This is a genomic window from Bradyrhizobium genosp. SA-4 str. CB756 (genome assembly GCF_000473125.1).
GTDB classification, from domain to species: domain Bacteria; phylum Pseudomonadota; class Alphaproteobacteria; order Rhizobiales; family Xanthobacteraceae; genus Bradyrhizobium; species Bradyrhizobium arachidis.
Window position 1 is genome coordinate 8,729,943 of record NZ_KI421499.1, and the last position, 24,032, is coordinate 8,753,974.

Below are 24,032 nucleotides of genomic sequence, written 5' to 3' on the forward strand. Positions count from 1 at the left end.
TCCTATCGTCGGGAGATCAGCACGACCGGATTGCAGATGACTTGGAGAAAATTGCCGTCCGCGGCCGTCAGGTCTTGCGCAGGACGAGATTCTTGGTGCTCCGAACGGTCTCGTCGTTGGTCCGCGAACTCCCTGAGCTTTCAGCGCGCCAAATCACGATGACAGAGACGATGACGAGGCCCGCGCCGAGCAGCATCATGGGCGAGAACGGCTCGCCCAGCACGACGGTGCCGAGCAGCACCGCGATCACCGGGTTGACGAAAGTGTAGGTCGACACCAGCGAGGTCGAGACGTTCTCAAGCAGCCAGTTGTAGGCGACGAATCCGATCACGCTGCCCGCGATGATCAGCCATAGCGCCGCTGCAAGCGACATCGGCAAGACGTTGCCCGGCCTGAAGCTTTCGATCTCGCCCGTCAGCCAGCTGATCGCGAACAGCACGGTGCCGCCGATCGACAGCTGCATGCTTGACAGCAGGATGGCGGATGTCTGGTTCGACATGCGCCGGGACAGCACGGTCCCGGCGGACCACGACAAGGCCGCAGCCAGCAGGAGAACGACGGGAAGAATGCTGATGCCGGCCTGCTTGACGTTCTGCCATGCCACGAGTCCGACGCCGAGGAAGCCGGGCACGAGTGCCAGCAGGGCAACGGGCCTCGGTCGCTGATCGCCAGGGAACACGAGATCGATCAGCAGGATCCAGAACGGGATCGTGGCGAGCACGATCGCTGCCACGCCCGAAGGAACCGATTGCTGTGCGAAGGCGAGCACGCCGTGGCAGCCGACGAAGAACAGCAGCCCGCACAGGCTCGCCATGGCCCAGGCCTGCCACGATACGCCTGCGACCTGTCCGCCGCTCATCGCGAGCAGCACAATGCCGCCGCACAACGAGCGAAGCGCCATCAGCAGAAATGGCGGGATCGACTTCAGGCCCAACGTGATGGCGAAATAGGTGGAACCCCATAGCAAATAGATGGCGGCGAAGGCGCCGATGACGAGGAACCGTCTGCTCATGATTGCTCCGATCGAAGACGATCTCGAAGCAACCAAGTCGGAGGCGGTTCATGCGTTCCCGCCTTCGCGGGTCAGACTCCGTCGAGGATGATCACCGTCGGCTTCGACGGCAGCGCGTCGCGCGACATCCGGAACGAGCGCGCGTTGCGCCGGTCGATCTCGAACTGCTGGCCGATGCGGTCCATGAACTCGTCGAGCGGGGTGGCGAAGCGATGCATCGGCAGCACCACGGACGCGCGCAGGCGTTTGGTGATGTCGGAGATGCCGCCCAGCGACATGGTGTAGGTGCCGTCGATCGGCACCATCACGATGTCCAGCCGTCCGATCTGGGCAAAGTGGCTGTCATCGAGCTTGTGGTGGAGATGGCCGAGATGACCGATGCAGAGGCCCGCGACCTCGAAGATGAAGATCGAATTGCCGTCGCGGATCATGTCGACGCCGGCGTCGTCGCCGAAATAGCGGCGGATGTCCGTGGTGACGTTGCGGATGAAGGTGTCGCCGATGCGTTCCGCGATGATGGCCGGCTTGCCGTCGTCGCCCCAGCCATGCAGCACATGGGGAATGCGCTTGTCGGGAAAGAGACTGTAGTGGGTGCTGTGGGCCCGGTTCATGGTGACGACGTCGGGCAGCCGTCCCACCTGATAGGCGCCGCTATAGTCGGTCGCGATGCGCAAGCCGCCCGGCGTGTCGATGAAATAGGTCGAGTGGCCGGCATAGGTGATCTCGACCTCCGCGGCGGCCGCCGCCTGCCTGAAGGCGACCGACATGACCCGCGGCGCGGCATTGGCCATCGCCAGGCACTCGCTGCGCTGTGGCGATTGCTGGGCGAGGGCAGGCGAGAGGGCTGCGCCGAACAGCGCCAGAGCCGCCGAAACAAGTCGCCACATGAATCCGTCCCCGATGACTTCAGGGGAAAGTCTAGCGTGCAATGCGGCCTGCGGCCAACAGCTGGCGATCAACAGCGCGTCAGTGTCGCACCTTCAGTCCCGGCTTTATTCGCGCGGTCTATTCCCGCCGCGGGCTGAACTTCCAGGTGATGGCGACGAGGCCGGCTGTGATCAATCCGCTGATCAGCCCGGCGATCGGCAAGGCAAGCAGCAGCGCGGCGCTGGCGGCCCAGCCGATCGAGGAGAAGGCTTCGGCGAAGGTCGCAAGCCGAGACGACGTCTGGCGGCGGCGGAATTGGCTGCGCCTTGCCTGCACCCGGAACCAGAGCTGGATTGCGGTCGCGGAGGCCGCGCTGATGATGATGGCGCCGGCGCTGACCGCGGCCTGGTATGGCGAGGCAAGGGCGAGCGCGGCGACCAGCGGACCGAAGATGGCGGCGATCGCGATCAGCACAACCTCGATCTTGGCGCGGATGACGCTGGACGGCGTCAGCGGCGCGGTCGCAACGAGATCAGGCGCGTCCTCGCCCGAGATCGTCAGCCAGGCAAGCCCGCCCGCGAGCTGACCGGCCGCCATGACGATGACGGGCGTGATCAGCGTCACCGCCGCGGAGCTGTCGGCAAAGCTGCGCCAGAGCAAGAGCGCCGGCGGCACCAGATAGAGCAGCTGCATCAGGGTCTGCGAGATCAGCCAGGGATCGCGCCAGAGCAACTTGAATTCCTTGCGCCGCAGCGCCTGCTGCCGCGATCCGCCGCGGAACGGGCGCTCCTTCGCGCGCTTGCGGCCGGAGCTGCCGTAAGCCGCGGCATCGATCGCGGTGTCGGCGAAGCGGCCAGAGAACATCGCCATCACGCCGCCGAGCAGCACGAGCCCGAGCGCCAGAAGCAGCAGCAGCGCCTCGCTGTCGCCCATCGTCGCCCGCGCCGGCCACCACCAGATGCTGTCGACGTCGGGGGCATAGGCGGCAAGGCTCCCCGAGGTCAGGATGGTGAAGCGCGACAGCGTGCCGTAGGACATGATCGCGGCGACCTGGAGCGCGATCACGAAGCCGGCGCCGATGATCGCGGCCAGGATCTGGGCGGCGAAGCGCGTCCGCGCCGGACCGATCAGGCGGAACAAGAGGATGGTGACGGCGATCGCGATCGCCGCGGCCGACAGGCCCATGGCGATGACGACGCCGAATGCTGCGAGCCAGCGCGCACCCCCGCCGATCACCAACACGTCGATGAACGGCGTCGAGAACAGCAGCGCCATCACCGTGACGGTGAGCGCGATGGCAGCGATACGTACCGAGAACAGATTGGCGAGCGTCGCTGGCGAGGACATGATCAGGTCGAGATCGGCGCGGGCGTAAAACACCCGCGTCACCGATTCGATCGCCTGCGACAGCATCAAGGTCCAGGCGAGAAACATCGTCGCCGTGATCACGATCAGGGAGGATTTGTCGAGCGGCAATTGCAGATCGGCGAAGCGGCCGATCACTGCCCAGGCCGGCACGTGCAGGAGCGCTGCGAAGAAGAGAAGGCCGATCATTGCCGCGCGCGCCCGCTTGCGCCGGCCGCCGGTCATCATGGCGAACCATTCGCGCCAGGCGAGGCGGAGCTCGTGGCGCGCAAACCAGGACAGCGCGGTCGCCGAGCTCATGCGGCTTCCTGGAGCGTCACCAGCGCGATGAAGAGATCTTCCAGGCTGGTGTCGGCATGGCCGTTCTGCTGGCGCAGCTCGGTCAGCGTGCCTTCGGCGACGAGGCGGCCCGAGGCGATCACGCCGATGCGGTCGGCCATGCGCTCGGCGACTTCGAGAATGTGTGTCGTCATGATGACGGTGCAGCCGGCACGGACGCGCTCGCCCAGCAATCCCTTGACGTGACGGGCTGAGACGGCGTCGAGCCCGGTCAGCGGCTCGTCGAGGATGATGAGGCGGGGATCGTGCACCAGCGCGCCGGCCAGCGCCACCTTCTGGCGCATGCCCTTGGAAAAGCCCTCGCAGCGTTCGTGCCGGTGTGGCTCAAGACCGAGCGAACTCAGAAGCTCCTGCGCGACCGGTTCGGAGACGGACGGCGCGATGCCCCAGAGGCCGGCGACGAATTCGAGATATTCGAGCGGCGTCAGCTTGTCATAAATCATGGGTTCGTCGGACACCCAGGCCATCACCTGCTTGGCGGCGACGGGGTTCTGGAGCGCATCGATGCCGAAGATCGAGACCGCGCCGGCATCGGGCCGCAGCAGGCCCGCAACCATGCGCAAAGTGGTGGTCTTGCCGGCGCCGTTGGGGCCGACCAGCGCGTAGAATTCGCCGGCATGGATGGTGAGATCGAGGCTGTCGACCGCCAAACGGTCAAAACGCTTCGTTAACCCTCGGACTTCGAGCGCCGACTTGTCCGGCTTCATGACGGCCACATTATCCGGTTTTGCATCGCCCGCGACCATGACCCGAAGATGTTTCGGCACCGTGAATCTACGGCCCACAAATTCCACCATCCGGTTTCGACCAAAGGCAAGTCACCGTTTGTTGACAGCGCTTGGCGGTTCGGGCTGAATTGGCGCCGGGACGAATGCGCGAACGCGGCGAAACGACTGCGTAGCGACTGGACACAAGATGCGGCGAGGCGGCCAAAGAACCGCCGGTTGCATCGGGAGGAAGCGCGGCGATGCTGGATTTCGTTCAGCAGCTGGTCAGCGGTGTTGCGCTCGGCTGCGTCTACGGCCTGATCGCGCTCGGCTTCGTGCTCGTCTACAAGGCCACCGAGGTCGTCAATTTCGCCCAGGGCGATCTGATGATGCTGGGCGGCTTCTTCGCCTTCACCTTCATCGGCATGATGGGCCTGAACTACTGGATCGGCTTTGCCGGTGCGGTCGCCGCCATGGCGCTGTTCGGCATGCTGGCCGAGCGCGTGGTGGTGCGGCCGATCCTCGGCTATCCGCAATTCTCCATCATCATGGCCACGATCGGCCTCGGCTATTTCCTGCGCTCGGTCGCCGGCATGGTCTGGGGCACCGACGATTTCAAGATCGACACGCCGTTCAGCCAGGGCGTCCTGCGCATCGGCTCGCTGGTGCTCGCCTATGACAAGCTGTCGGTGATCGCGGCGACGATCATCCTCTGCACGCTGCTCTATTTGTTCTTCAACAAGACCACGCTCGGCACCGCGATGCGCGCCAGCTCCGAGAACATGCTGGCGGCCTACTACATGGGCATTCCGGTCAAGCGGGTGGTGTCGGTGGTCTGGGCGATCAGCGCGGCGGTCGCGACCTGCGCCGGCGTGCTGCTGGCGCCGATCACCTTCATCCACTCCAATGTCGGCCTCGTGCTCGGCCTCAAGGCGTTTCCGGCCGCCGTGCTCGGCGGCTTCGGCTCGATTCCCGGCGCGGTCGTCGGCGGCGTCCTGATCGGCGTGATCGAGAGCATGGCCGGGTTCTATCTGGCCGAGGGCTGGAAGGACGTCGCGCCTTACATCGTGCTGCTCGCGGTGCTCTTGCTCAAGCCCGAAGGCCTGTTCGGCCTTCACGTCCGCAAGAAGGTCTGAACGCCATGCGCTTCCTGTTCAAGACCGACTACGAGGACGACATCAGGCTGTTTCCGCATTCGGGCTATGTCGTCTCCTACGGTATCCTGCTCGCGCTGCTGCTGATCGCGCCCTATGTGCTCTCCAGCTATTTGATGAGCCAGCTCGTCTTCGTCTGCATCTATGCGACCGTCGGCGTGGCGCTGATGATTTTGACTGGCTTCACCGGTCAAGCCTCGCTCGGGCACGCAGCGTTCCTCGCGATCGGCGCCTACACGGCGGCCTATTTGCAGAAATACAATGTGCCGTTCCCGGTCTATTTCCTCGCCGCAGGCGTGCTCACCGGCTGCATTGGCGCGCTGGTCGGCTTTCCCGCGCTGCGACTCCAGGGCATCTATCTCGTCATCGCCACCATCTCCTTCGCCTTCATCGTCGAGGAGATCCTGGCGCGCTGGGAGAGCGTCACCAACGGCAACGAGGGCATGCGGGTCAAGACGCTGTCGCTGCTCGGCGTCACCGTGCCGCGCGACAGCCCGACCTTCTATTTCCTCTGCCTTGCCGTGCTGGTGCTGACCATCGTCGGCACGCTCAATCTGTTGCGCTCGCCGACGGGCCGCGCCTTCGTCGCCATCCGGGACTCCGAGACGGCCGCGCGCAGCATGGGCATCAATGTCGCGCTCTACAAGGTCAAGTCCTTTGCGATCTCGGCGGCGATCACCGGCCTTGCCGGCGTGCTGTTCGCGCACAAGCTCTCCTTCATCTCGCCGGAAATGTTCACGCTGCAGCTCTCGATCGAGTTCATCATCGTGATCCTGATCGGCGGCAGCTTCAGCCTGCACGGCGCGGTGCTGGGCGCGATCTTCATCGTGATGATCGATCCGTTCCTGACATACCTCAAGGATGACATGCCCGGCATCATCGCCGGCATCGCCGCAACGTTCGGCGCGGGTCCGGCGACGGCGGGCAATATCCAGTCGAAGATCGCGGCCTTCGCATCGCTCAACGGTCTCAAGGGTGCGATCTACGGCATCATCATCGTGCTGTTCGTGCTGTTCGAGCCGCTCGGGCTCTACGGCCGCTGGCTGAAGATCAAGCTCTTCTTCCAGCTCTTCCCGCTCTACAAGCGCGCGACCTTCAAGCGGCAGAAGATCTATGTGAAGTCGGAGCGGAACCGATGAGCTATTTCCGCGCCGAGAACCTGTCGCTGCATTTCGGAGGCCTCAAGGCGGTCGATGCGGTGTCGTTCGCAGTGGAGAAGGGCGAGATCCTCTCGATCATCGGTCCAAACGGCGCCGGCAAGAGCTCGATCTTCAACCTGATCTCGCGGATCTACCGGCCGACCTCGGGCCGCATCTTCTTCGAGGACCAGGACATCACCGAGCAGCCGCCCTACGACATCGCAAGGCTCGGCATCGCCCGCACTTTCCAGAATATCGAGCTGTTCGAGAACGCCACCGTGCTGTCGAATCTGCTGGTCGGCCGTCACCGCCATTCGACCACGCAGCTCTGGCAGGAGCTGCTGTTCCTGCCGAGCGTGCGCGCCAACGAGAAGGTGCACCGCCGCCGGGTCGAGCAGGTGATCGAGTTCCTCGATCTCGAGCCGTACCGCGACAAGCTGATCTCCGGCCTGCCTTATGGCGTGCGCAAGGTGATCGAGCTCGCCCGCGCGCTGTGCTCGGAGCCAAAGCTGATCCTGCTCGACGAGCCGTCCTCCGGCCTCAATGTCGAGGAGACCGACGACATGTCATTCTGGATCCGCGACATGAAGAGCGAGCTCGGCATCACCGTGCTGATGGTCGAGCACGACATGTCGCTGGTCAACCGCGTCTCCGACCGCGTCATCGCGCTGAACTACGGCCGCGTGCTCGCGATGGGCTCGCCGGCCGAGGTGCAGCAGCATCCCGATGTCGTCGCCGCGTATCTCGGAGCCTGACGCATGGATACCGCCGCGACACCCGATATCATCTTAAAACTCTCCAACATCGAGAGCTATTACGGGCCGATCATGGCGATCCGCGGCATCTCGCTGGAGGTGCCGCGCGGCCGCATCGTCACGCTGCTCGGCGCCAACGGCGCCGGCAAGACCACGGTGCTGAAGACCATCTCCGGCATTCTCGATCCGCAGAAGGGCGCGATCGAGTTCATGGGCAAGCCGATCCAGCGCATGGAGGCCGACCGCATCGTGCGGCTGGGTCTGAGCCATGTGCCGGAGGGGCGCGAGGTGTTTCCGTTCCTGTCGGTGCGCGAGAACCTGATGATGGGCGCTTATCCACGCCGCGACCGCGACGGCGTCGCGGAGGATCTGGAGCGGGTCTACGGCTACTTCCCGCGTCTGAAGGAGCGCATCAGCCAGCCGGCCGGCCAGCTTTCCGGCGGCGAGCAGCAGATGCTCGCGATCGGGCGCGCGCTGATGAACCGGCCAACGCTGCTGCTGCTCGACGAGCCATCGCTCGGCCTGTCGCCGCTGCTGGTGAGGGAGATCTTCACGATCATCCGCCGCGTCAACGAGGAGCAGGGCATGTCGATCCTGCTGGTCGAGCAGAATGCCAAGGTGGCGTTGGAGACCGCGCATTACGGCTATGTGCTCGAGATCGGCCGCATCGTCATGAACGACACATGCGACCGCTTGATGCATTCACAGGACATCCAGGAATTTTACCTCGGCGCCAAGGAACAGGGCGCGCGAGGCGAGCGGCGCTGGAAAAAGAAGAAAACTTGGCGCTAGAGCAAGATTTGGCGTTAAATGGAATGGCCCATCCGCCAACATAGACCGCCGGCAAGGCAGGCTGCGGAGGGCAAGGCGACAAGGAGGAGACGCGCATGGCCCGACCGGCGGTGCTGACGGTCGCTGATACGATCGCGAAGAGCTTCTTGCTCGCCGCCGAGACGCGCGGCGAGCGGCCGGCGATCCGCGAGAAGAAGTTCGGCATCTGGCAGCCGACGAGCTGGCGCGAATGGCTCGCGATCTCCAAGGAGATCGCCTACGCGCTCCGCGCCACCGGCTTCATGCCCGGCGATGTCGCCTCCATCATCGCCAACGCCGTGCCGGAATGGGTCCATGCCGACATGGGCATCTTGTGCGCCGGCGGCGTGTCCTCCGGAATCTATCCCACCGATTCATCCGCGCAGGTCGAATATCTCGTCAACGATTCCGGCACCAAGGTGATCTTCGCCGAGGACGAGGAGCAGCTCGACAAGATCCTCGCCTGCCGCGCGCGCTGTCTGTCCTTGCAGAAGATCATTGTGTTCGACATGGAGGGCCTCAGCGGCTTCTCCGACGACATGGTGATGTCGCTCGACGAGTTTCGCGCGCTCGGGCGTAACCACATGGCCGGCCGCGAGGCGCTGTGGCAGGAGATGATCGACAGCCGCAGCGCCGGCGATCTCGCCGTGCTCGTCTACACCTCCGGCACCACGGGTCCGCCCAAGGGCGCGATGCACGCCAACCGCAGCGTCACGCATCAGATGCGGCACGCCAACGATTTCATCCCGGCGCGGGAGGACGAGGACCGGCTGATCTTCCTGCCGCTCTGCCATGTCGCCGAGCGCATCGGCGGCTATTACATCTCGGTCGCGCTCGGCTCGGTGATGAATTTTGCCGAGAGCCCGGAGACCGTGCCGGACAATCTGCGCGAGGTGCAGCCGACCGTCTTCCTTGCCGTGCCGCGCATCTGGGAGAAATTCTACTCGGCCATCACCATCGCGCTGAAGGATGCGACGCCGTTGCAGCAATGGGTCTATCGCCGCGCGATCGACGTCGGCTACCGCATGGTCGATTGCCGGCTCGAGGGCAGGGCGCTGCCGCTGTCGCTGCGCATCGCCAACCGCCTCGCCTACCAGGTCGCGTTCCGCAACATCCGCCGCATGATCGGGCTCGACCGCTGCCGCATCGCTTTCACCGGCGCAGCGCCGATCGCGCCGGAATTGATCCGCTGGTATCTCGCGCTCGGCATCGACATGCACGAGGTCTATGGCCAGACCGAGAATTGCGGGGTTGCCACCATGATGCCGGCGAAGCGCATCAAGCTTGGCTCGGTCGGCAAGGCGGTGTCCTGGGGCGAGGTCGCGCTGTCTCCTGACGGCGAGATACTGATCAAGGGCGACTTCCTGTTCATGGGCTATCTGAACCAGCCGGAGAAGACCGCGGAAACCATCGATGCGCGCGGCTGGCTGCACACCGGCGACGTCGGCACCATCGACAACGAAGGCTTCGTCCGCATCACCGACCGGATGAAGGACATCATCATCACGTCCGGCGGCAAGAACATCACCCCGTCCGAGATCGAGAACCAGCTCAAATTCTCGCCCTACATCTCGGACGCCGTGGTGATCGGCGACAAGCGGCCGTATCTGACCTGCCTCGTGATGATCGACCAGGAGAATGTCGAGAAATTCGCCCAGGACCACGACATCCCCTTCACCAATTATGCCAGCCTGTGCCGGGCGATGGAGATCCAGGACCTGATCTGGCGCGAGATCGAACGGGTCAATGCCAACTTCGCCCGCGTCGAGACCATCAAGCGGTTCTATTTGATCGAGCGCCAGCTCACCCCGGAGGACGAGGAGCTGACGCCGACCATGAAGCTGAAGCGCGGCTTCGTGAACAAGCGCTATGCCGCCGAGATCGACGCGATGTATCGCGAGCGCGCGGTCGCCTGAGACATCTGTTCCGCGCCTTGAGATCGCGGGCATGTGCCGACAAGAAGCGAAGGAGCGATGGCCCCCGCCCTTCGCGTAACACGGGCCCAAAGGAGAGGAGACGTCAATGTCGAAATCGTTCAGCGCGTTCGGCCTTGCTGTGAGTGCAATGGCGCTCACCTGTCTGCCGGCCGCGGCGCAAACCAAGGTCACCAATGACGGCATCTCGGCCTCCGAGATCGTCATCGGCACCCATCAGGACCTGTCGGGTCCGATCAAGGGCTGGGGCGTGCCGGTAGCAAACGGGATGAAGATGGCGACCGAGGAGGTCAATGCGGCAGGCGGCGTCAATGGCCGCAAGATCAGATTAGTCGTCGAGGACAGCGGCTACGATCCGAAGAAGGCCGTGCTGGCATCGCAAAAGCTGATCGAGCGCGACAAGATCTTCGCGATGGTAGGAGCGATGGGATCGCCGACCGTGCTCGCGGCGCAGGACATCCTGTTCGACGCCGGCGTGCTCCAGCTCTTCCCGCTGACGGCGGCCGAGTTCACCTTCAAGTTCGATCCGGCCAAGCCGCAGGAGCGGCTGAAGTTCAACAACCTCTTGCCCTATGTCGAGAGCACGCGGGCGGCGCTGAAATACATGGTGGAGTGGAAGAGCTTCAAGAAGCCCTGCATCATGCATCAGGACGACGAATACGGTAAAAACGTGCTCGACGGTTTCAACCAGCAGCTCACTGCGATGAAGATCCAGCCGGCCTCGGTGACGAGCTACAAGCGCGGCGCCTCGGATTTCAGCGCGCAGATCGCCAAGATGAAGTCGGACGGCTGCGATCTCGTCGTGCTCGGCACCATCCTCCGCGAGACCATCGGCGCGATGACGGAAGCCAAGAAGCTCGGTTGGGACGTGACCTTCCTGGGAGCCTCGCCGACCAACGTGCTGGAAGTGCCGATGTTGGGCAAGGACGCCGTCGAAGGCCTCTATGCGGCGAGCCTGTTCGAGATCCCCTACGAGGACACGGCCAAGGACAAGGTGAAGGACTGGATTGTCAGCTACAAGAAGTCGTTCGGCACCGACGCCAACACGCAGGCCATGATCGGCTACAACGCGGTGATGACCTTCGCCTTCTACGCGGGCAAGGCGGGCAAGGATATCACCGGGCAGAAGATGCTTGATTCACTGGAGTCAGGCGAGAAATTCCTCGACATCTTCAACTCGCCGCCGACCAAGTTCTCCAAGACCGACCACCTCGCCAACACCATCACCCAGGTGCAGCAGGTCAAGGGCGGCCGCTGGGTGCTGGTGAAGGACAATCTGATGTTTTGATCTCTTGCGGCGATGACGGTGCACCCTCTCCCCTTGCGGGAGAGGGTGGCTTCGCGAAAGCGAAGCCGGGTGAGGGGTCTCTATCCCTACGAATAGTCTCGCGAGCCGGAGAGAACCCCTCATCCGGCGCGCTTATGCGCGCCACCTTCTCCCGCAAGGGGAGAAGGGAGGAAGCGCGCTACGCGGGAAGAGCCCCTACGACCCGCCCCCCGCCGTGCCCGAATTCACCGGGGCCAGCTCGTCTTCCCGGCAGCGCCAGCCATCGGCGGCTCTGACGAACGCAAAGGTCCGCTGGATCCTCAGCCGGCGCGTGACGTTGAAGGCCTCTGCGGAGCGCTCCTTGTTGCCGGCGCCCGGCTGCGGCTGGCCCGTCCTGGGATTCCAGCACGTGCCGGTGCAGGTCGAGGCAACCTTGCTGCACGTGGTGAAGGGCGCCAGCACGGCCATCTCGATCTCGCCGGTGACCTGCGCCTCCTGGTCGGTCACCTGGCTGTCGATCGCATAGACGCGGTTGATGCGAAGGAAGTTGCCGCAGGAATTGGCGGCGTGAATCCGCGCGGCGCAGAAATCGACCGCGTCGGTGTCGGGCGAGCGCGCCGCGACCTGCCGGCCGAACACCTTCTTCGGATCGCCTTTTGCCGCGCGAATCTCCTCGCTCTTGTGCTTGAGATATTCGTCGAGACAGTCTTCCGCGGATTCGAGCTCGGCGAGCGGCACGTTCTCCTTGCCGACCAGATTGCATTTGCGGTCGCGCTCGCGCGTCCAGCGGCCGTATTCGGCGTAGGCAAAGCGCGCCGCGGTCGGGTCGAGCTTGCCGATCAGGCCGAGCACCTGGCTGTTGAGCTCGGTCTCGGTGAGCGCGAGCGCCGGGTCCGCGCAGATCAGTGCGCCCGCCGCGGTGTTGGCGGCAAGGCAGTCGAAGTCCGGGTCGCGCACGATCGCGGCGCGCTCCTCGGTCACCTTGAGCAGGCACGCCTTGACCCGGTCGAACTCGTCGGAGCGGATCGCGGTCTGGCCGACGATGCCGCAGCCGAGATTGCGCTGGCGGATCCAGATCGCATTCTCCTCGATCGCGGGCAGGCGATCGGGCAGGCGGGCGAGCCGCGCTTCGATCGCAGTGCTCAGCTTCTCGGCGGCCGCGGCGAGCTCGGGATCGCCGCAGAACAATTGGTTGCCGGGATCGCGAATCGACTGGCAGTTGTTTCGGGCAAATAGCGGCAGCCGATCGGTGACGGAGCGGTCGGATGGGCCGGATTGCGCCAAGCCTGGTGCCGCCGGCAACGCCAGCAGCGCAAGCACAGACAGCACGATGAACCGCATTCCACTCGCCCCCGCATAGACGGCGCTATGCTAGCGCCCCGGAACCGCGGGCGAAACGGGTTTGTGGCGGGATGAGGTCCTGGCCACAAGGCCACGAGGGCGTGTACTCATAAATCCGCGATGTCCGCTTATTCCCCAACAGCGGCCCAGAAGCAGACATTGAAGGGCCACAAGCGGACGATTGGTCAGCCTTCAGGCTTTGGCCGGCCGACCAGCTTAATGCCACCGGGATTTTCAACCGACCGATATCCTTTAATCCTGTTGAACTCTTCGCGAAACCTGTTGCCCGCTTCTGTCCATCGTCCGAAGCGAGTATTGATGTTTTCCATCAAACCAAAAGTCGCAAGGGCTTCAATTGCATGCTCGCCCGCAGACATGGCGAGGCTATCTACCTCGTCGCCGTGCTCGACCAAATACTGATCGACCATCTTGACGAGCGCGATCAATAGCTTCTGTTCGCGTTCAGATAAAACCTTGGATGTGTTCATCGCGCAGTTGCCTCGCCAATTCCTAGAAGGCCAATTTACATGTCATCGAGGTTGTCAGCTGTGGGTCACTTGCGGACGTTGTCCTGAGCGCCGCAAGAGATCGGCTAAGGGCCAAAAACAGACAATCGAAACAGCCGCGACCTGATCAGCCGCAGATGCGCACGCGGCGCTCGCGCCAGCCATGCCCGTCCCAGAAGCGCTGGGTTATCCAGCGGCAAGGCGGGATCGGCTCTCCAACCGGGGCATCGACATAGCCCGACCAGTACGGATAGCCGCCGGGTCCGGGATAAGTGCGCGGATACGGATTGCCGCCGGGGCCGTAATCGTAGCGCGGACCAGCATAAGCGGACGAGGCTGCTGAAACGACCAAAGTCGCGACGGCAGCGAGGGCCAACAACGTCTTCCTCATGGTGATACCTTTCCAACGCTGCGAAGGCTGAGACAATCGCTGAGCAATGCAGCGTCAGCGTCGACAAGCTGAAATGTCAAGGAGAGTGATCTCAGCAAGGCTATTGTCTGGCGACCTCCTCGGATGTCGCCTTCGGGTCAAAAGCTGCCTTCGGGCACACTGCCTCGATTGGTCCGCTAAGGGCCATACGCGGACATCGCCAACCGAAGCGCGCCTTGACCAAATCTGTGGCTACGAGTGAGAGTACCGAAGACGTGGGTACCGGATTGGAGCAATGTCATGGTCCAAGCAACTCGATTGACTGTGGGTAGCCTAATCTTGCTGACAACGATGGTTAGGTCCGGCGGTGCAGCGGAGCAACAGTTCGCTTGCAAAGGACAGGTCGTTCAAGAAATGACCAATCCAGCCGTTCAACCAAGACCAATCGATCTGAACGTGACGTTGGGCGACAAGAACAAGCTGTCCATAACGACCGGCGACGGGAAAATCCTTGCTCCCCGCATTACCAGCAATAACAAGATCCAACTTAAGTTTGCGACTAAGGAGTTTGCTGGAGAATATTTTCACTATACTGGCGATTTATTCCTCATCTACAAGTCTGGGCCACTCGCGCGGCTCAATTGTTCGCGCTCCTGATCCCATTCCATGGGGCATGCGAGCGAATGTCCGCCATTGCGCATTGGCGGCTCCCGCTTTGGGTCAAAAACAGCAATACTCTGGTTAAGCAGAACATTTCTGCTTAGACCCCAAAAGACGACATCTGCGCCTTTATGAGTACACGCTCCTAGATCAGCGCCCCTCGGTGGCGACCATCGAGAACCGCACCGGCTCGTCGACATATTTCATCACGGCCGTCTGATAGAGCACGAACAGCGGCCGGTAGCTCCGCGCAGCGTCATCCTCGACCATCGCCATGCGGCGGTTGTCGAGCATCAGCCAGTGGCCATCGAGCTTTGCGGCGACCATCGCATGCTCTTCGCCGGCCCTGACGTCGCGCACCACGACGATGCGGAGATCGTCGGCGGCAACGCCGGCAAGGCGAAGCGCGGCGAGCTTGGCGATGGCATAGTCCTCGCAATCGCCGGAGCCGCGCGCGAAGGTGGCAAGCGGCGAGCTCCAGACGTCGTCGGCGCCGTCATCGGCGGGGCGGATGGCAAGGTTGATGGCGCGGTTGGTCTCGCCCAGCCGGGCGCGGCCGTCGCGGGCGCGGGCCTGGTCGACGATGGCGAGCAGCCTCAAGGCCGCGGGCGAAGCACAATTGTCGCGGTCGCCGTCGCACAGCGCGAGCTGCACCATGTCGTCGTCGAGCCTGGCCTTCAGCGCAGACCATTTCTCCCGCAGGCTCCCGCCGGAGATCGCGAAGGCGAACACACCGAACGGCTCGGCGGATTTGCGCACGAGGACGCCCGCTCCGGGCGACAGCAGCGAGCCGGCGCGAAGCTCGGCAGCCGATCCGAGCAGGATCAAGCCGCACATGACAAGGATTGCGCGCCAGGTGCGCGAGCGAGCAGCGGTCTCCATTTGACATCCCCTTCCGGCTTCGCCGGGTCCCCTCGACCTCGACGCGCCGGCTTTGTTGCTTTCGCGGAGATAGTGCGAGGCGGGCCGTTTTGTTCTGCTTAACGGGTACCGCCAGGGTCCCAAAACCGGAGGACAGGCTGAAACGGGCCTGCCCAAATTGCTTAAAATTTTACGATTCGCCGGCTAGGAGAGCGGTTGCTGCCGCGAAATGGAACCAATTGCAGGCGCAAGTTGTGAGGCAGCGATTCTGGGTCCTATGGCTAACAGTCCGCTATTTCACGGGTTCTGTTAATTAGGTCACAGATTCAGACCCGTATTTGCCGCAGGATGCTGCGGGGCATCACGAAGAAAAGATGACGCAAGTATCTGCCGTTTCACCTATACGATAGATTACTTCGGATGACTGGAAATGCACGCAGATAAGCCTATTTCGACTTTGGGATGCTTCAAAAACTACTTCGGCTACTCTGTGACGGCACCGCTCGGCGTGGGCTCATATGGCCAAGTGACGCGAAATCACACAAGCAATAGATGGTTTCGCTAACGACTTGGTAATGCTAAGCAAGCTTAGTCGGTCGATACTTACATAAATATTAACCCTTTTTACGGTGCCTGGTTGAACTACGCTGGCAAATTTGACGCCGCGCTCTCTATGGACGGTCAGGGTTCCCGCTCGCCCGCTGACCTCCATATCGATTCGTTTACCGGCACGCCGTTCATCGCCAAGGCGCATGGTCACGTGCCCGACGGCGCGGTGGTTGTTCCCGATGCCAATCTGATCTTCAGCGGCGAGTTCAAGCGCGCCGGCCTCGATCTCGTGCTGTCCCATGACGGGCACGAGTTCGTCGTTCACGATTATTTCAGGGGCGACAAGCGCGCGGCGGTCGCCTCGCCCGACGGCGCCCATCTCACCGGCGACGTCGTCAACGCGCTCACGGGCCATGTGCAATATGCGCAGGCCGCGTCGGGCGTCGCCGCGGCCCAGGTCATCGGCCACGTCACCAAGCTGTCCGGCAGCGCGACCGCGATCCGCAACGGCGTCTCGGTCATCCTCAACAACGGCGACAACGTCGAGAAGGGCGACGTGGTCTCGACCGGCGCCGATTCGACGATCGGCATCACCTTCATCGACGGCACCGTGTTCGGCCTGTCCTCGAATGCGCGGATGGTGCTGAACGAGATGGTCTACGACCCCAACGGGTCGAGCAACTCCTCGCTGCTCAGCCTCGTCGCCGGCACCATCACCTTCGTCGCCGGCGAGACCGCTAAGCACGGCGACATGAAGATCGACACGCCGGTCGCCACCATGGGCATCCGCGGCACGGCGGTTCTGACCCAGATCAACTTCGTCGTTCCCGCCGGCGGCGGCGATCCGCAGCCGCAGGCGAGCTTCCAGGTGCTGGTCGAGCCGAACGGCACAACGGGTTCCTACATCCTGTTCGACAAGGTCACGCTGCTGCCGATCGCGACGGTCAACCAGGCCGGCCAGATGATCCAGATCAGCGGCGGCAACGTCTCGATCACCAACGGGCTGCTGTCGCCGGACGTGCAGAAGCTGATCACGGACGTGTTCACGCTGAAGTTCACCGACAACAACACCAACACCAAGCTCACCACGAATTTCACCGACACGATCACGCAGACCAGCGACGGTATCCTGATCAAGACGCCATCAGGCGCCACCGCGATCCTGACCTTCACGAATCTCAATCCGCTGCCCTCGACGGGGCCGGGCAACTCACCGGTGACCAGCACCCGCATTCCTGGCCCGCCGGATGCGCGCAGCCTCGATGCCAACGGCAATGTGAAGACGGCATTCACGCTGACCGAGCACGCGAACGCGACCGGCGGCCGCGCGGACGGGACCGGCGACGCCGTGGGTTCCGACACGATCTCAGGCCGGATCACCTTCGTCGACCAAAATCTCGGCGACCAGCCGACGGTGTCGATCAGCCTCGGCGATGCGCCGAACTACGTCTACAAGAACGCCGGCCAGCAGGACGTCACCGGTACGCTCTCCGCGCTCCAGAAGCAGGACATCGCGGCGACGCAGGTCGCTATCCAGGTCGTCCCCGACGCGGCCAACAACAACAACGGCTCGGCGGTCTGGACCTACACGATCCCCGACCACGTCTTCGATTTCCTCGCGGCCGGCGAAACGCTGACGCTGACCTACATGGTCCGCGTCAACAACAATTTCGCCGTCAATCCTGAATCCATCCTCATCCCGATCACCATCACCATCGCCGGCACCAACGACAAGCCGGTGATCACAACCAGCGTTCCGACCATCACCTTCGAGGGCGGCACCAGCGTGCCGGGCGGTCCGCTCGCCAGCGACGTTCCGACCTCGGGCACGCTGAGCTTCGACGATGTCGACCTCACCGACACGCACACCGTGTCGGTGAAGCTCACTAGCGCGACCCTGCCCGACGGCACTGTGCCGCCGGGCCCGCTCGCGGCGTTTGCGAAGGCGATGTCGGTCTCGATCGCGTCGGGCGCCGACAGCACCGGCGACGGTACCGGCACCATCAACTGGTCGCTGGCCGATCTGCCGGTCTACCTCGCCGACTTCATCCCGAAGGGCGAGGTGCTGACGCTGGTCTACACCGTGACGCTCACGGATTCGCAGGGCGCGACCTCGCAGCAGACCATCACCGTCACCATCACGGGCACCGACGCGCCCGCAGTGGTGTGGATCGCGACCGACAAGGCGGGCGCTCCCTCGGGCGGGTTCTGGAAGGACGCAGCCAACTGGGAAACCGGCACGGTTCCGACCATCAATGACGACGTCATCGTCATCACCGACCAGTTGCACGGCCTGACGCCGTCCTATCCGGTGACGATCGACACGGCCGCCTTCGCCAAGTCGATCACGATGAACGACTTTGGCGGCCCGCCGCCGAAGCTGATCAACCAGAGCTCGCTGACGATCGCAGGCGCGCTCAACATGAGCGCCGACTCGATCCTCACCAACGCCGCGACCGGCACGATGTCGGTCGGCGGCAAGGCCGAGATCCTCGACACCAGCGTGCTCACCAATGCCGGCCATCTGACGCTCGCGGGCGGCGGCGATTTCGCTGCCGGTGCCACGATCACCAATTCCGGCACGATCGAGCTGTCCGGCGGCACGCTGAAGACATTGGCTGCGATCCACAATGCGGGCGGCACGCTGAAGGCCGATGGCGGCACGACGCTGGTCGTCGACGGCACGACCGTCGATGGCGGCACCGTCGCCATTCTCGGCACGCTGGAGCTCGACGGCACCAGCCTGATCGAGGACGGCACGCTGAACAATTCCGGCAACGTCAACGTCAAGGGCACGGCTGAGTTCGCCCACGAGACGGTCTCGAACACCGCCACCGGCACGATCAAGGTGCTGGCGAATGGCTGGTTGACCATCGACCAGGGCACCAGCGTCACCAACACCGGCCATGTCACGGTCGATGCGAACGGCAAGCTGACGATCAGCGGCGCGAGCATCAATGGCGGCACGGTCACGATCGCGGGCACGCTGGAATCAACCGGCACGAGCACCATCGACAATGCCGACATCACCAATACGGGTACGATCACTGTCACCAGTGGCACGCTGACGATCGATCCCGCCACGATCCACCTCATCACCAATCACGGTCTCGTTCAGGCGAACGGCGGTGTGCTCGATATCTCCGGCGAAGATATCTCCAACACCGCGTCTCTCGCGGCGATTAACTATGGCGCGCTGAAGCTGACAAATCTCACTGTCAGCAACAGCAGCACCGGAACGATCACCGTCGACAACCTCTCGAAGCTCTATCTCACCGACGTCTCGATCAATGGCGGCAGCCTCGGCAATGCCGGCAATCTCTACGGCGTCTCCGGTTCCAGCACGATCTCGGCCGCCGTCGACAACACCGGCAACATCGAGGTGCAGGCCGGCACGCTCTACCTGTCCGGCGGTCTCAGCGGCGTCGGCGAGGTGATCATCGACGACGGCGCGACGCTGGAGCTCGCGGGGGCGACCGCGCAGACCATCACCTTCGCCGGCGGCACCGGCACGCTCCAGCTCGACAAGGTCGCGGGCCAGAGCTTTACCGGCACCATCACGGGCCAGTCGTCGACGGGCGGCACCTTCACCATCACCGGCACGGCCGACATCACGACATCGAGCGGCAATGCGCTCGCCTTCGCGGCGTCGGGCGGCGCGCTGGCCAACCCCGCCGACATCGTCCTCACGCCCACGGGAACGCTGACCGGCGCCGCCGGTGGCGTGGTCGTGACGCAGAACGGCACCGGTGCCATCTCGCTGACCGCGGCCGGGGACATCAAGGGCCTCGCCGGCAACGGCATCACGCTGCGCGACAGCGCCACCGGCGTCGGCGACATCACCATCGACAACGTCTCCGGCAAGGCGACCGGCACCGGCGCGAATTCGGTCGGCGTTCTCGTCGAGAATTTGAACAGCGCCAATGGCGGCGACATCTCGATCACCCAGCTCGGTGGCGCCGCAGGCGGCGCCTACGGCATCGACGCGGTCACGCAGGGTGGCGGCGACATCACCATCGACGCCGGCGGCGCGATCACGGGCAGCTCGATCTACGGCATCCGGTCGCGCAGCTACGGCAGCGGCAGCCAGACCGTGACGACCGAGGCCGGCAGCGTCATTACATCGGGCAGCTCCGGCATCGTCGTGGTCAATCGCGCGGTCTCGCTCGACGGGTCTGACGACAGCGCGATCACCGTCAACGCCTACGGCACGATCAACTCCGGCAGCAGTCCGAATCTCGCCGGCAATTCGCCCGGTGGCATCGAGGTCGGCTACACCGGCGCCACGAGCGGCACCAACGACAACACCGACGTCAACGGCACGGTCGTCGTCAACAACCACGCCAACATCACCGCCGCGGCCGGTTACGGCATCAACGCCTACAATTACGGCAATGGCGACGTCACGGTGAACAGCTTCGCCGGCACCACGATCTCCGTCGCCGGCACCCAGAGCATCGGCATCAATGCCGCGGCCTTGAGCGGCGGCGCCGGCGACGTGACGGTCACCCTCGGCGAGAACGTCACGATCTCGGGCGCGACGAGCTACGGCATCAGGGCCTTCAGCGTCGACCAGGGCGACATCAGCGTCACCCTGGCGAAGGGTGACAGCATCACGTCAGGCAGCTCCGGCATCGTCGCCGTCAACTATGCGACCGCGATCGCGGGTGGCTTGGACAGCACGATCTCCGTCGAGGCGCATGGCACCATTCATTCCGGCGCGACGCTGAATACCGACGGTACCACCCCGGGCGGCATCATCGCCGGCTACAAGCCTGGCGGGACCGGCTCCTTCTCGAATTTGGTCAACGGCGACGTCACCGTCGACAGCGATGCGAAGATCACTGCAGATGCTGGCTACGGCATCGAGGCGTTCACCTGGGGCGTCGGCGACATCACGGTCACGACCGGCCAGAATTCGGAGATCACCGCCGCAGGTACGGCGATCGGCGCGTTCGATCACGGCGGCGGCGACGTCAGCGTCACCAATGACGGCTCCGCCACGGGCGCGGTCGGACTTGCCGCGATCGCCAACGGCGCGGGCGACGTCACCATCGTCAATCACGGCGACATCACCAGCACCAGCCTCGCCGGCATCAGCGTCACGCAGAACGAAACTGGTGCGACCGGCTCCACCCACATCACCAATTCCGGCTCGATCGTGGCCCCGACCGGCCATGCGGCGATCTTGATCCAGGAAAATACCACGGGCTCGGCGACGATCGACAATTCCGGCACGATCGGAGCCGCCGTCGCCTCGACCGTGACCTCGACGACCTATGCGATCGTCGAGACCGGCGGCGCCATCACGATCAACAACTCCCACGAGATCAACGGCAACATCTCGGTCGCGCATGCGACCTTCAACAACGAGGCGGCTGGCACCTGGACCGTGTCCGGCACCAGCGTGTTCGGCAATCTGTCCTCGATCGTCAACGACGGCGTCATCGATCTGCTCAACGGCGCCTCGATTTCCGGGACCGGCCTGAACATCACCAACGCCCATGAGATCGACAGCTGGGGCACCGCATCGATCTCGGGCACCATCGCCAATACCGGCATCATCGAGGTTCATGATGGCGTCCTGACCCTGTTCGGCTCGCTGTCCGGCACGGGCTCGGTCACCGTCGACGCCGGCGCGCTACTGAAGCTGGATGGCACGGTCTCGCAGACGATCACGCTCGCCGGCGACGGCGCCGAGCTTCAGATCGACACGGCGAGCTTCGGCGGATCGATCTCGGAACTGTCCGCGACCGACACGATCGACCTGTCGACGATCAAGTACGGGCTCGGCACCAGCGCGGTCTACGTCGCCAATGCCGATCCTTCGACCGGCGGCGTGCTGACCGTCACCGACGCGGACGGCAAGAGCATCAGCCTGAACCTGACCGGCGCCGACTACAGCCACGCGCACTTCGCCGGCAGCGATGACGGCACCGGCCACACGCTGATCACGATCCATGCGGACGACGATGCGCCGGCGCTCGACACGGCCACGGCGACGCTGAGCGCGGATTTCTCCGAGCGCGAGAGCACGACCGGCGACCCCACGCCCGACCCGGCGCCGGCCGCGACCGGTTCGATCCACTTCACCGACATCGACCTGACCGACCGGCCGACGGCGAGCGTCACCGAGCAGACCGTGACCCTGCTCGCCGCGGATGGCATCACCGATCTCACCGCCTCGCTCACGGCCGACGAGATCGCCGCGCTGAAGAGCGCGCTGAGCTACCAGCAGACCAGCAAGAACAACGGCACCGTCACCTGGAACTATTCGATCGCCGACAACAAGCTCGATTTCCTCGGGCCGGACCAGAAGGTCAAGGTCGTCTCCACCATTACGCTGGATGACGGAGCCAGCCAGAAGGTTGCGGCCGACGTCACCGTCACGATCACCGGCGAGAACGACGCGCCAACAGTCGCAGCGGTGACCACGGGCCCGCTCGTGGATACCGCCACGACCGACAGCTTCTCGGACATCACGGGGACGCTGGTCGGGACCGATGCCGATCATGGCGAGACGGCCGGGCTGACCTATGCCGTGCTGGATGCGACCAGCCACGCCGTGACGACGCTCGCAGGTCATTATGGCTCGCTGACGGTCAACGCCGACGGCTGCTACACCTACGTTCCCGATGCAGCGGCGATCAATGCGCTGTCGGAAGGCAACTATACCGATACTTTCACCGTCCAGACCAAGGACGCGCATGGCGCCACCGGCACGGCCTCGTTCACGGTGAACGTGACCGGCGCCAACGATGCGCCGGTGATCACGGTCGAGAGCGGTGACAGCGCCAGCGCGACCACGGACGAGACCAATGCGGGCCTCGACCTTCACCGCACGCTGACCCTGTCCGATGTCGACACGGCCGATCACGTGGCGGTCTCCGCCACCGGCGTCGGCATCTATCTCGACGGCCATCTGCAGGCGGACGGGTTCGAGGGATTGTCGGCCTCGGATCTGATCAGCTATCTCGTCTTGCCATCCGGCGACATCCTGAACGGCACCGCCACGCACGCCCAGTTCACCTGGGAATTCAACTCGGGCAGCCAGGCCTTCGATTTCCTCACCGCCGGCCAGACGCTGTCGCTGCAATACACCATCGTGCCCAATGATGGTCACACGACCGGCGCAAGCCAGACCATCACCATCAACATCGCCGGCAGCAATGATGCGCCGACGCTGGACGACGCCACGCTGGCGTCCGTCGCCGGCAACGACAGCGATCCGAGCGGATGCACCATCAGCGATCTGTTCGCGAGCAAGTTCGGTGACGCCGATACCGGCGCGAGCTTCAAGGCCATCGCGGTGAGCGCCGACGGCGCCTCCTCGGGTGAGGGCGTCTGGCAGTACGAGATTGCTGGCACCGACCACTGGGTCGATATTTCCGGCGTCAGCGACACCAGCGCGCTGGTGCTGAGCACCGACACGCTGATCCGCTTCGTGCCGGCGGAAGGTTTCAGCGGCACGCCGGGCGCTCTCGGCGTCCATGCCCTCGACGACACCTATACCGGCGCGATCACGACCGGCTGCGCGACGGAGACGATCGACCTCACCGCCACAGGCACCGGCGGCACCACGCCGGTCTCGGACGGGCTGACCAGCATCGGCACCAGCGTGACGGCGCCGGTCGGCAGCGGCCCGGTCATCAACACCGAGAACTTCCACGTCGAGCATGTCCGCGAGAACAACAGCGACATCATCACCGATCTCGTGGTCACCGACACCGATGCCGGCGCCGCGACCCACGACTTCACCGTCACCGTCTCGACCGCGCATCCCGGTCTCAGCAGCGTCGATTTCTATCCGGCGTCCGGCTCGCTCGACGACATCAACCTGGGCTTCGAGACCGGCCCGACCTACAATCCGACCGGGGGCACCACCGATCCGGAAGCCTCAGCGCCGGACACGGACCAGATCAGGGTGACGGTGACGGACAAGACCACCGGTCTGTCGGACACCGTCAATTTCATCTTCAACGAGGCCGGCAACACCAGCCAGGGCATCACCTTGCAAGGCACCGACGGCAAGGACGTGATCTTCGCGACCGATACCAACGATACGCTGACCGGCGGCGGCGCCAAGGACCAGTTCGTGTTCGCGCCGGGGCTCCTGTACGACGACAACGGGCAGCCGGTCACCGAGTTCACGCACACCATCACCGATTTCACGGAAGGCCTCGACAAGATCGACCTGCGGCAGTTCTCGGGCGTCAGCTCCATCGGCAATCTCACCATTGCCCAGCAGGACGGCACCAGCGATACGTTGGTCACTTGGCATCAGCAGGTCATGCAGCCTGAGGGCGCGCCGGTGACGGAGACTGAGACGCTGCTGCTCAAGAACGTGATCGCCGCAAACCTCAAGGCCAGCGATTTCATCTTCCACATCACCTGAT

General features: G+C 64.1%; 16 protein-coding genes. 8 read left to right on the forward strand and 8 right to left on the reverse strand.

Annotated elements, in window-relative coordinates; all coding sequences use genetic code 11:
• Positions 1-67 precede the first annotated feature (67 nt).
• From BRAGE_RS0142115 to BRAGE_RS0142130, 4 genes are all read right to left on the reverse strand, one after another.
• On the reverse strand, positions 68-1,012 hold the full coding sequence (locus BRAGE_RS0142115; protein ID WP_027562014.1) for an EamA family transporter: 945 nt from the start codon (positions 1,010-1,012) through the stop codon (positions 68-70).
• Between the two features lie 71 nt (positions 1,013-1,083).
• Positions 1,084-1,899, reverse strand: coding sequence for an MBL fold metallo-hydrolase (locus BRAGE_RS0142120; protein ID WP_027562015.1), 816 nt, complete (start codon positions 1,897-1,899; stop codon positions 1,084-1,086).
• Positions 1,900-2,017: 118 nt separating this feature from the next.
• On the reverse strand, positions 2,018-3,544 hold the full coding sequence (locus tag BRAGE_RS0142125; protein WP_027562016.1) for a hypothetical protein: 1,527 nt from the start codon (positions 3,542-3,544) through the stop codon (positions 2,018-2,020).
• Positions 3,541-4,290 (reverse strand): ABC transporter ATP-binding protein, encoded by a 750-nt coding sequence (locus tag BRAGE_RS0142130; RefSeq protein ID WP_027562017.1) that lies wholly within the window; start codon positions 4,288-4,290, stop codon positions 3,541-3,543. Before BRAGE_RS0142130 ends, BRAGE_RS0142125 begins: the two co-directional genes overlap by 4 nt.
• Before the next feature lie 260 nt (positions 4,291-4,550).
• Here BRAGE_RS0142130 and BRAGE_RS0142135 point away from each other — a divergent pair, with 260 nt between their 5' ends.
• The 6 genes from BRAGE_RS0142135 (at position 4,551) to BRAGE_RS0142160 (ending at position 11,370) form a co-directional block, all read left to right on the forward strand.
• Positions 4,551-5,426 (forward strand): branched-chain amino acid ABC transporter permease, encoded by an 876-nt coding sequence (locus BRAGE_RS0142135; protein WP_027562018.1) that lies wholly within the window; start codon positions 4,551-4,553, stop codon positions 5,424-5,426.
• A 5-nt stretch (positions 5,427-5,431) separates the two neighbouring features.
• On the forward strand, positions 5,432-6,583 hold the full coding sequence (locus BRAGE_RS0142140; RefSeq protein WP_027562019.1) for a branched-chain amino acid ABC transporter permease: 1,152 nt from the start codon (positions 5,432-5,434) through the stop codon (positions 6,581-6,583).
• The gene (locus BRAGE_RS0142145) at positions 6,580-7,338 is read left to right on the forward strand and encodes an ABC transporter ATP-binding protein (protein WP_027562020.1); all 759 of its coding nucleotides are present in this window, start codon (positions 6,580-6,582) and stop codon (positions 7,336-7,338) included. Before BRAGE_RS0142140 ends, BRAGE_RS0142145 begins: the two co-directional genes overlap by 4 nt.
• A 3-nt stretch (positions 7,339-7,341) precedes the next feature.
• Positions 7,342-8,130: an ABC transporter ATP-binding protein gene (locus BRAGE_RS0142150; RefSeq protein ID WP_027562021.1), complete on the forward strand. Its 789-nt coding sequence runs from the start codon at positions 7,342-7,344 to the stop codon at positions 8,128-8,130.
• Positions 8,131-8,225: 95 nt separating this feature from the next.
• Positions 8,226-10,064 carry an AMP-dependent synthetase/ligase gene (locus BRAGE_RS0142155; RefSeq protein WP_027562022.1) on the forward strand — a complete coding sequence of 613 codons (1,839 nt, stop codon included), beginning with the start codon at positions 8,226-8,228 and terminating at the stop codon, positions 10,062-10,064.
• Between the two features lie 106 nt (positions 10,065-10,170).
• Positions 10,171-11,370, forward strand: a complete 1,200-nt coding sequence (locus BRAGE_RS0142160) for an ABC transporter substrate-binding protein (protein ID WP_027562023.1) — start codon at positions 10,171-10,173, stop codon at positions 11,368-11,370.
• Positions 11,371-11,565: 195 nt separating this feature from the next.
• On the opposite strand, the gene BRAGE_RS0142165 is transcribed toward BRAGE_RS0142160, so the two are convergent.
• The 3 genes from BRAGE_RS0142165 to BRAGE_RS0142175 all read right to left on the reverse strand — a co-directional run bounded on the left by BRAGE_RS0142165 (position 11,566) and on the right by BRAGE_RS0142175 (position 13,587).
• Entirely contained in the window at positions 11,566-12,690 is a 1,125-nt protein-coding gene (locus BRAGE_RS0142165; protein ID WP_027562024.1) for a DUF1311 domain-containing protein, read from the reverse strand.
• Between the two features lie 185 nt (positions 12,691-12,875).
• Positions 12,876-13,178: a hypothetical protein gene (locus BRAGE_RS51060; protein ID WP_051378303.1), complete on the reverse strand. Its 303-nt coding sequence runs from the start codon at positions 13,176-13,178 to the stop codon at positions 12,876-12,878.
• A 145-nt stretch (positions 13,179-13,323) separates the two neighbouring features.
• Positions 13,324-13,587, reverse strand: coding sequence for a hypothetical protein (locus BRAGE_RS0142175; protein WP_027562025.1), 264 nt, complete (start codon positions 13,585-13,587; stop codon positions 13,324-13,326).
• Positions 13,588-13,866: 279 nt separating this feature from the next.
• Here BRAGE_RS0142175 and BRAGE_RS0142180 point away from each other — a divergent pair, with 279 nt between their 5' ends.
• Positions 13,867-14,223, forward strand: coding sequence for a hypothetical protein (locus tag BRAGE_RS0142180; RefSeq protein WP_027562026.1), 357 nt, complete (start codon positions 13,867-13,869; stop codon positions 14,221-14,223).
• Positions 14,224-14,376: 153 nt separating this feature from the next.
• On the opposite strand, the gene BRAGE_RS0142185 is transcribed toward BRAGE_RS0142180, so the two are convergent.
• Positions 14,377-15,108, reverse strand: coding sequence for a transglutaminase-like cysteine peptidase (locus tag BRAGE_RS0142185; RefSeq protein WP_027562027.1), 732 nt, complete (start codon positions 15,106-15,108; stop codon positions 14,377-14,379).
• A 739-nt stretch (positions 15,109-15,847) separates the two neighbouring features.
• Between BRAGE_RS0142185 and BRAGE_RS51065 the strand changes: the two genes are divergently transcribed.
• Entirely contained in the window at positions 15,848-24,031 is an 8,184-nt protein-coding gene (locus BRAGE_RS51065; protein WP_108914559.1) for a VCBS domain-containing protein, read from the forward strand.
• The last annotated feature ends 1 nt before the right edge of the window (position 24,032 follow it).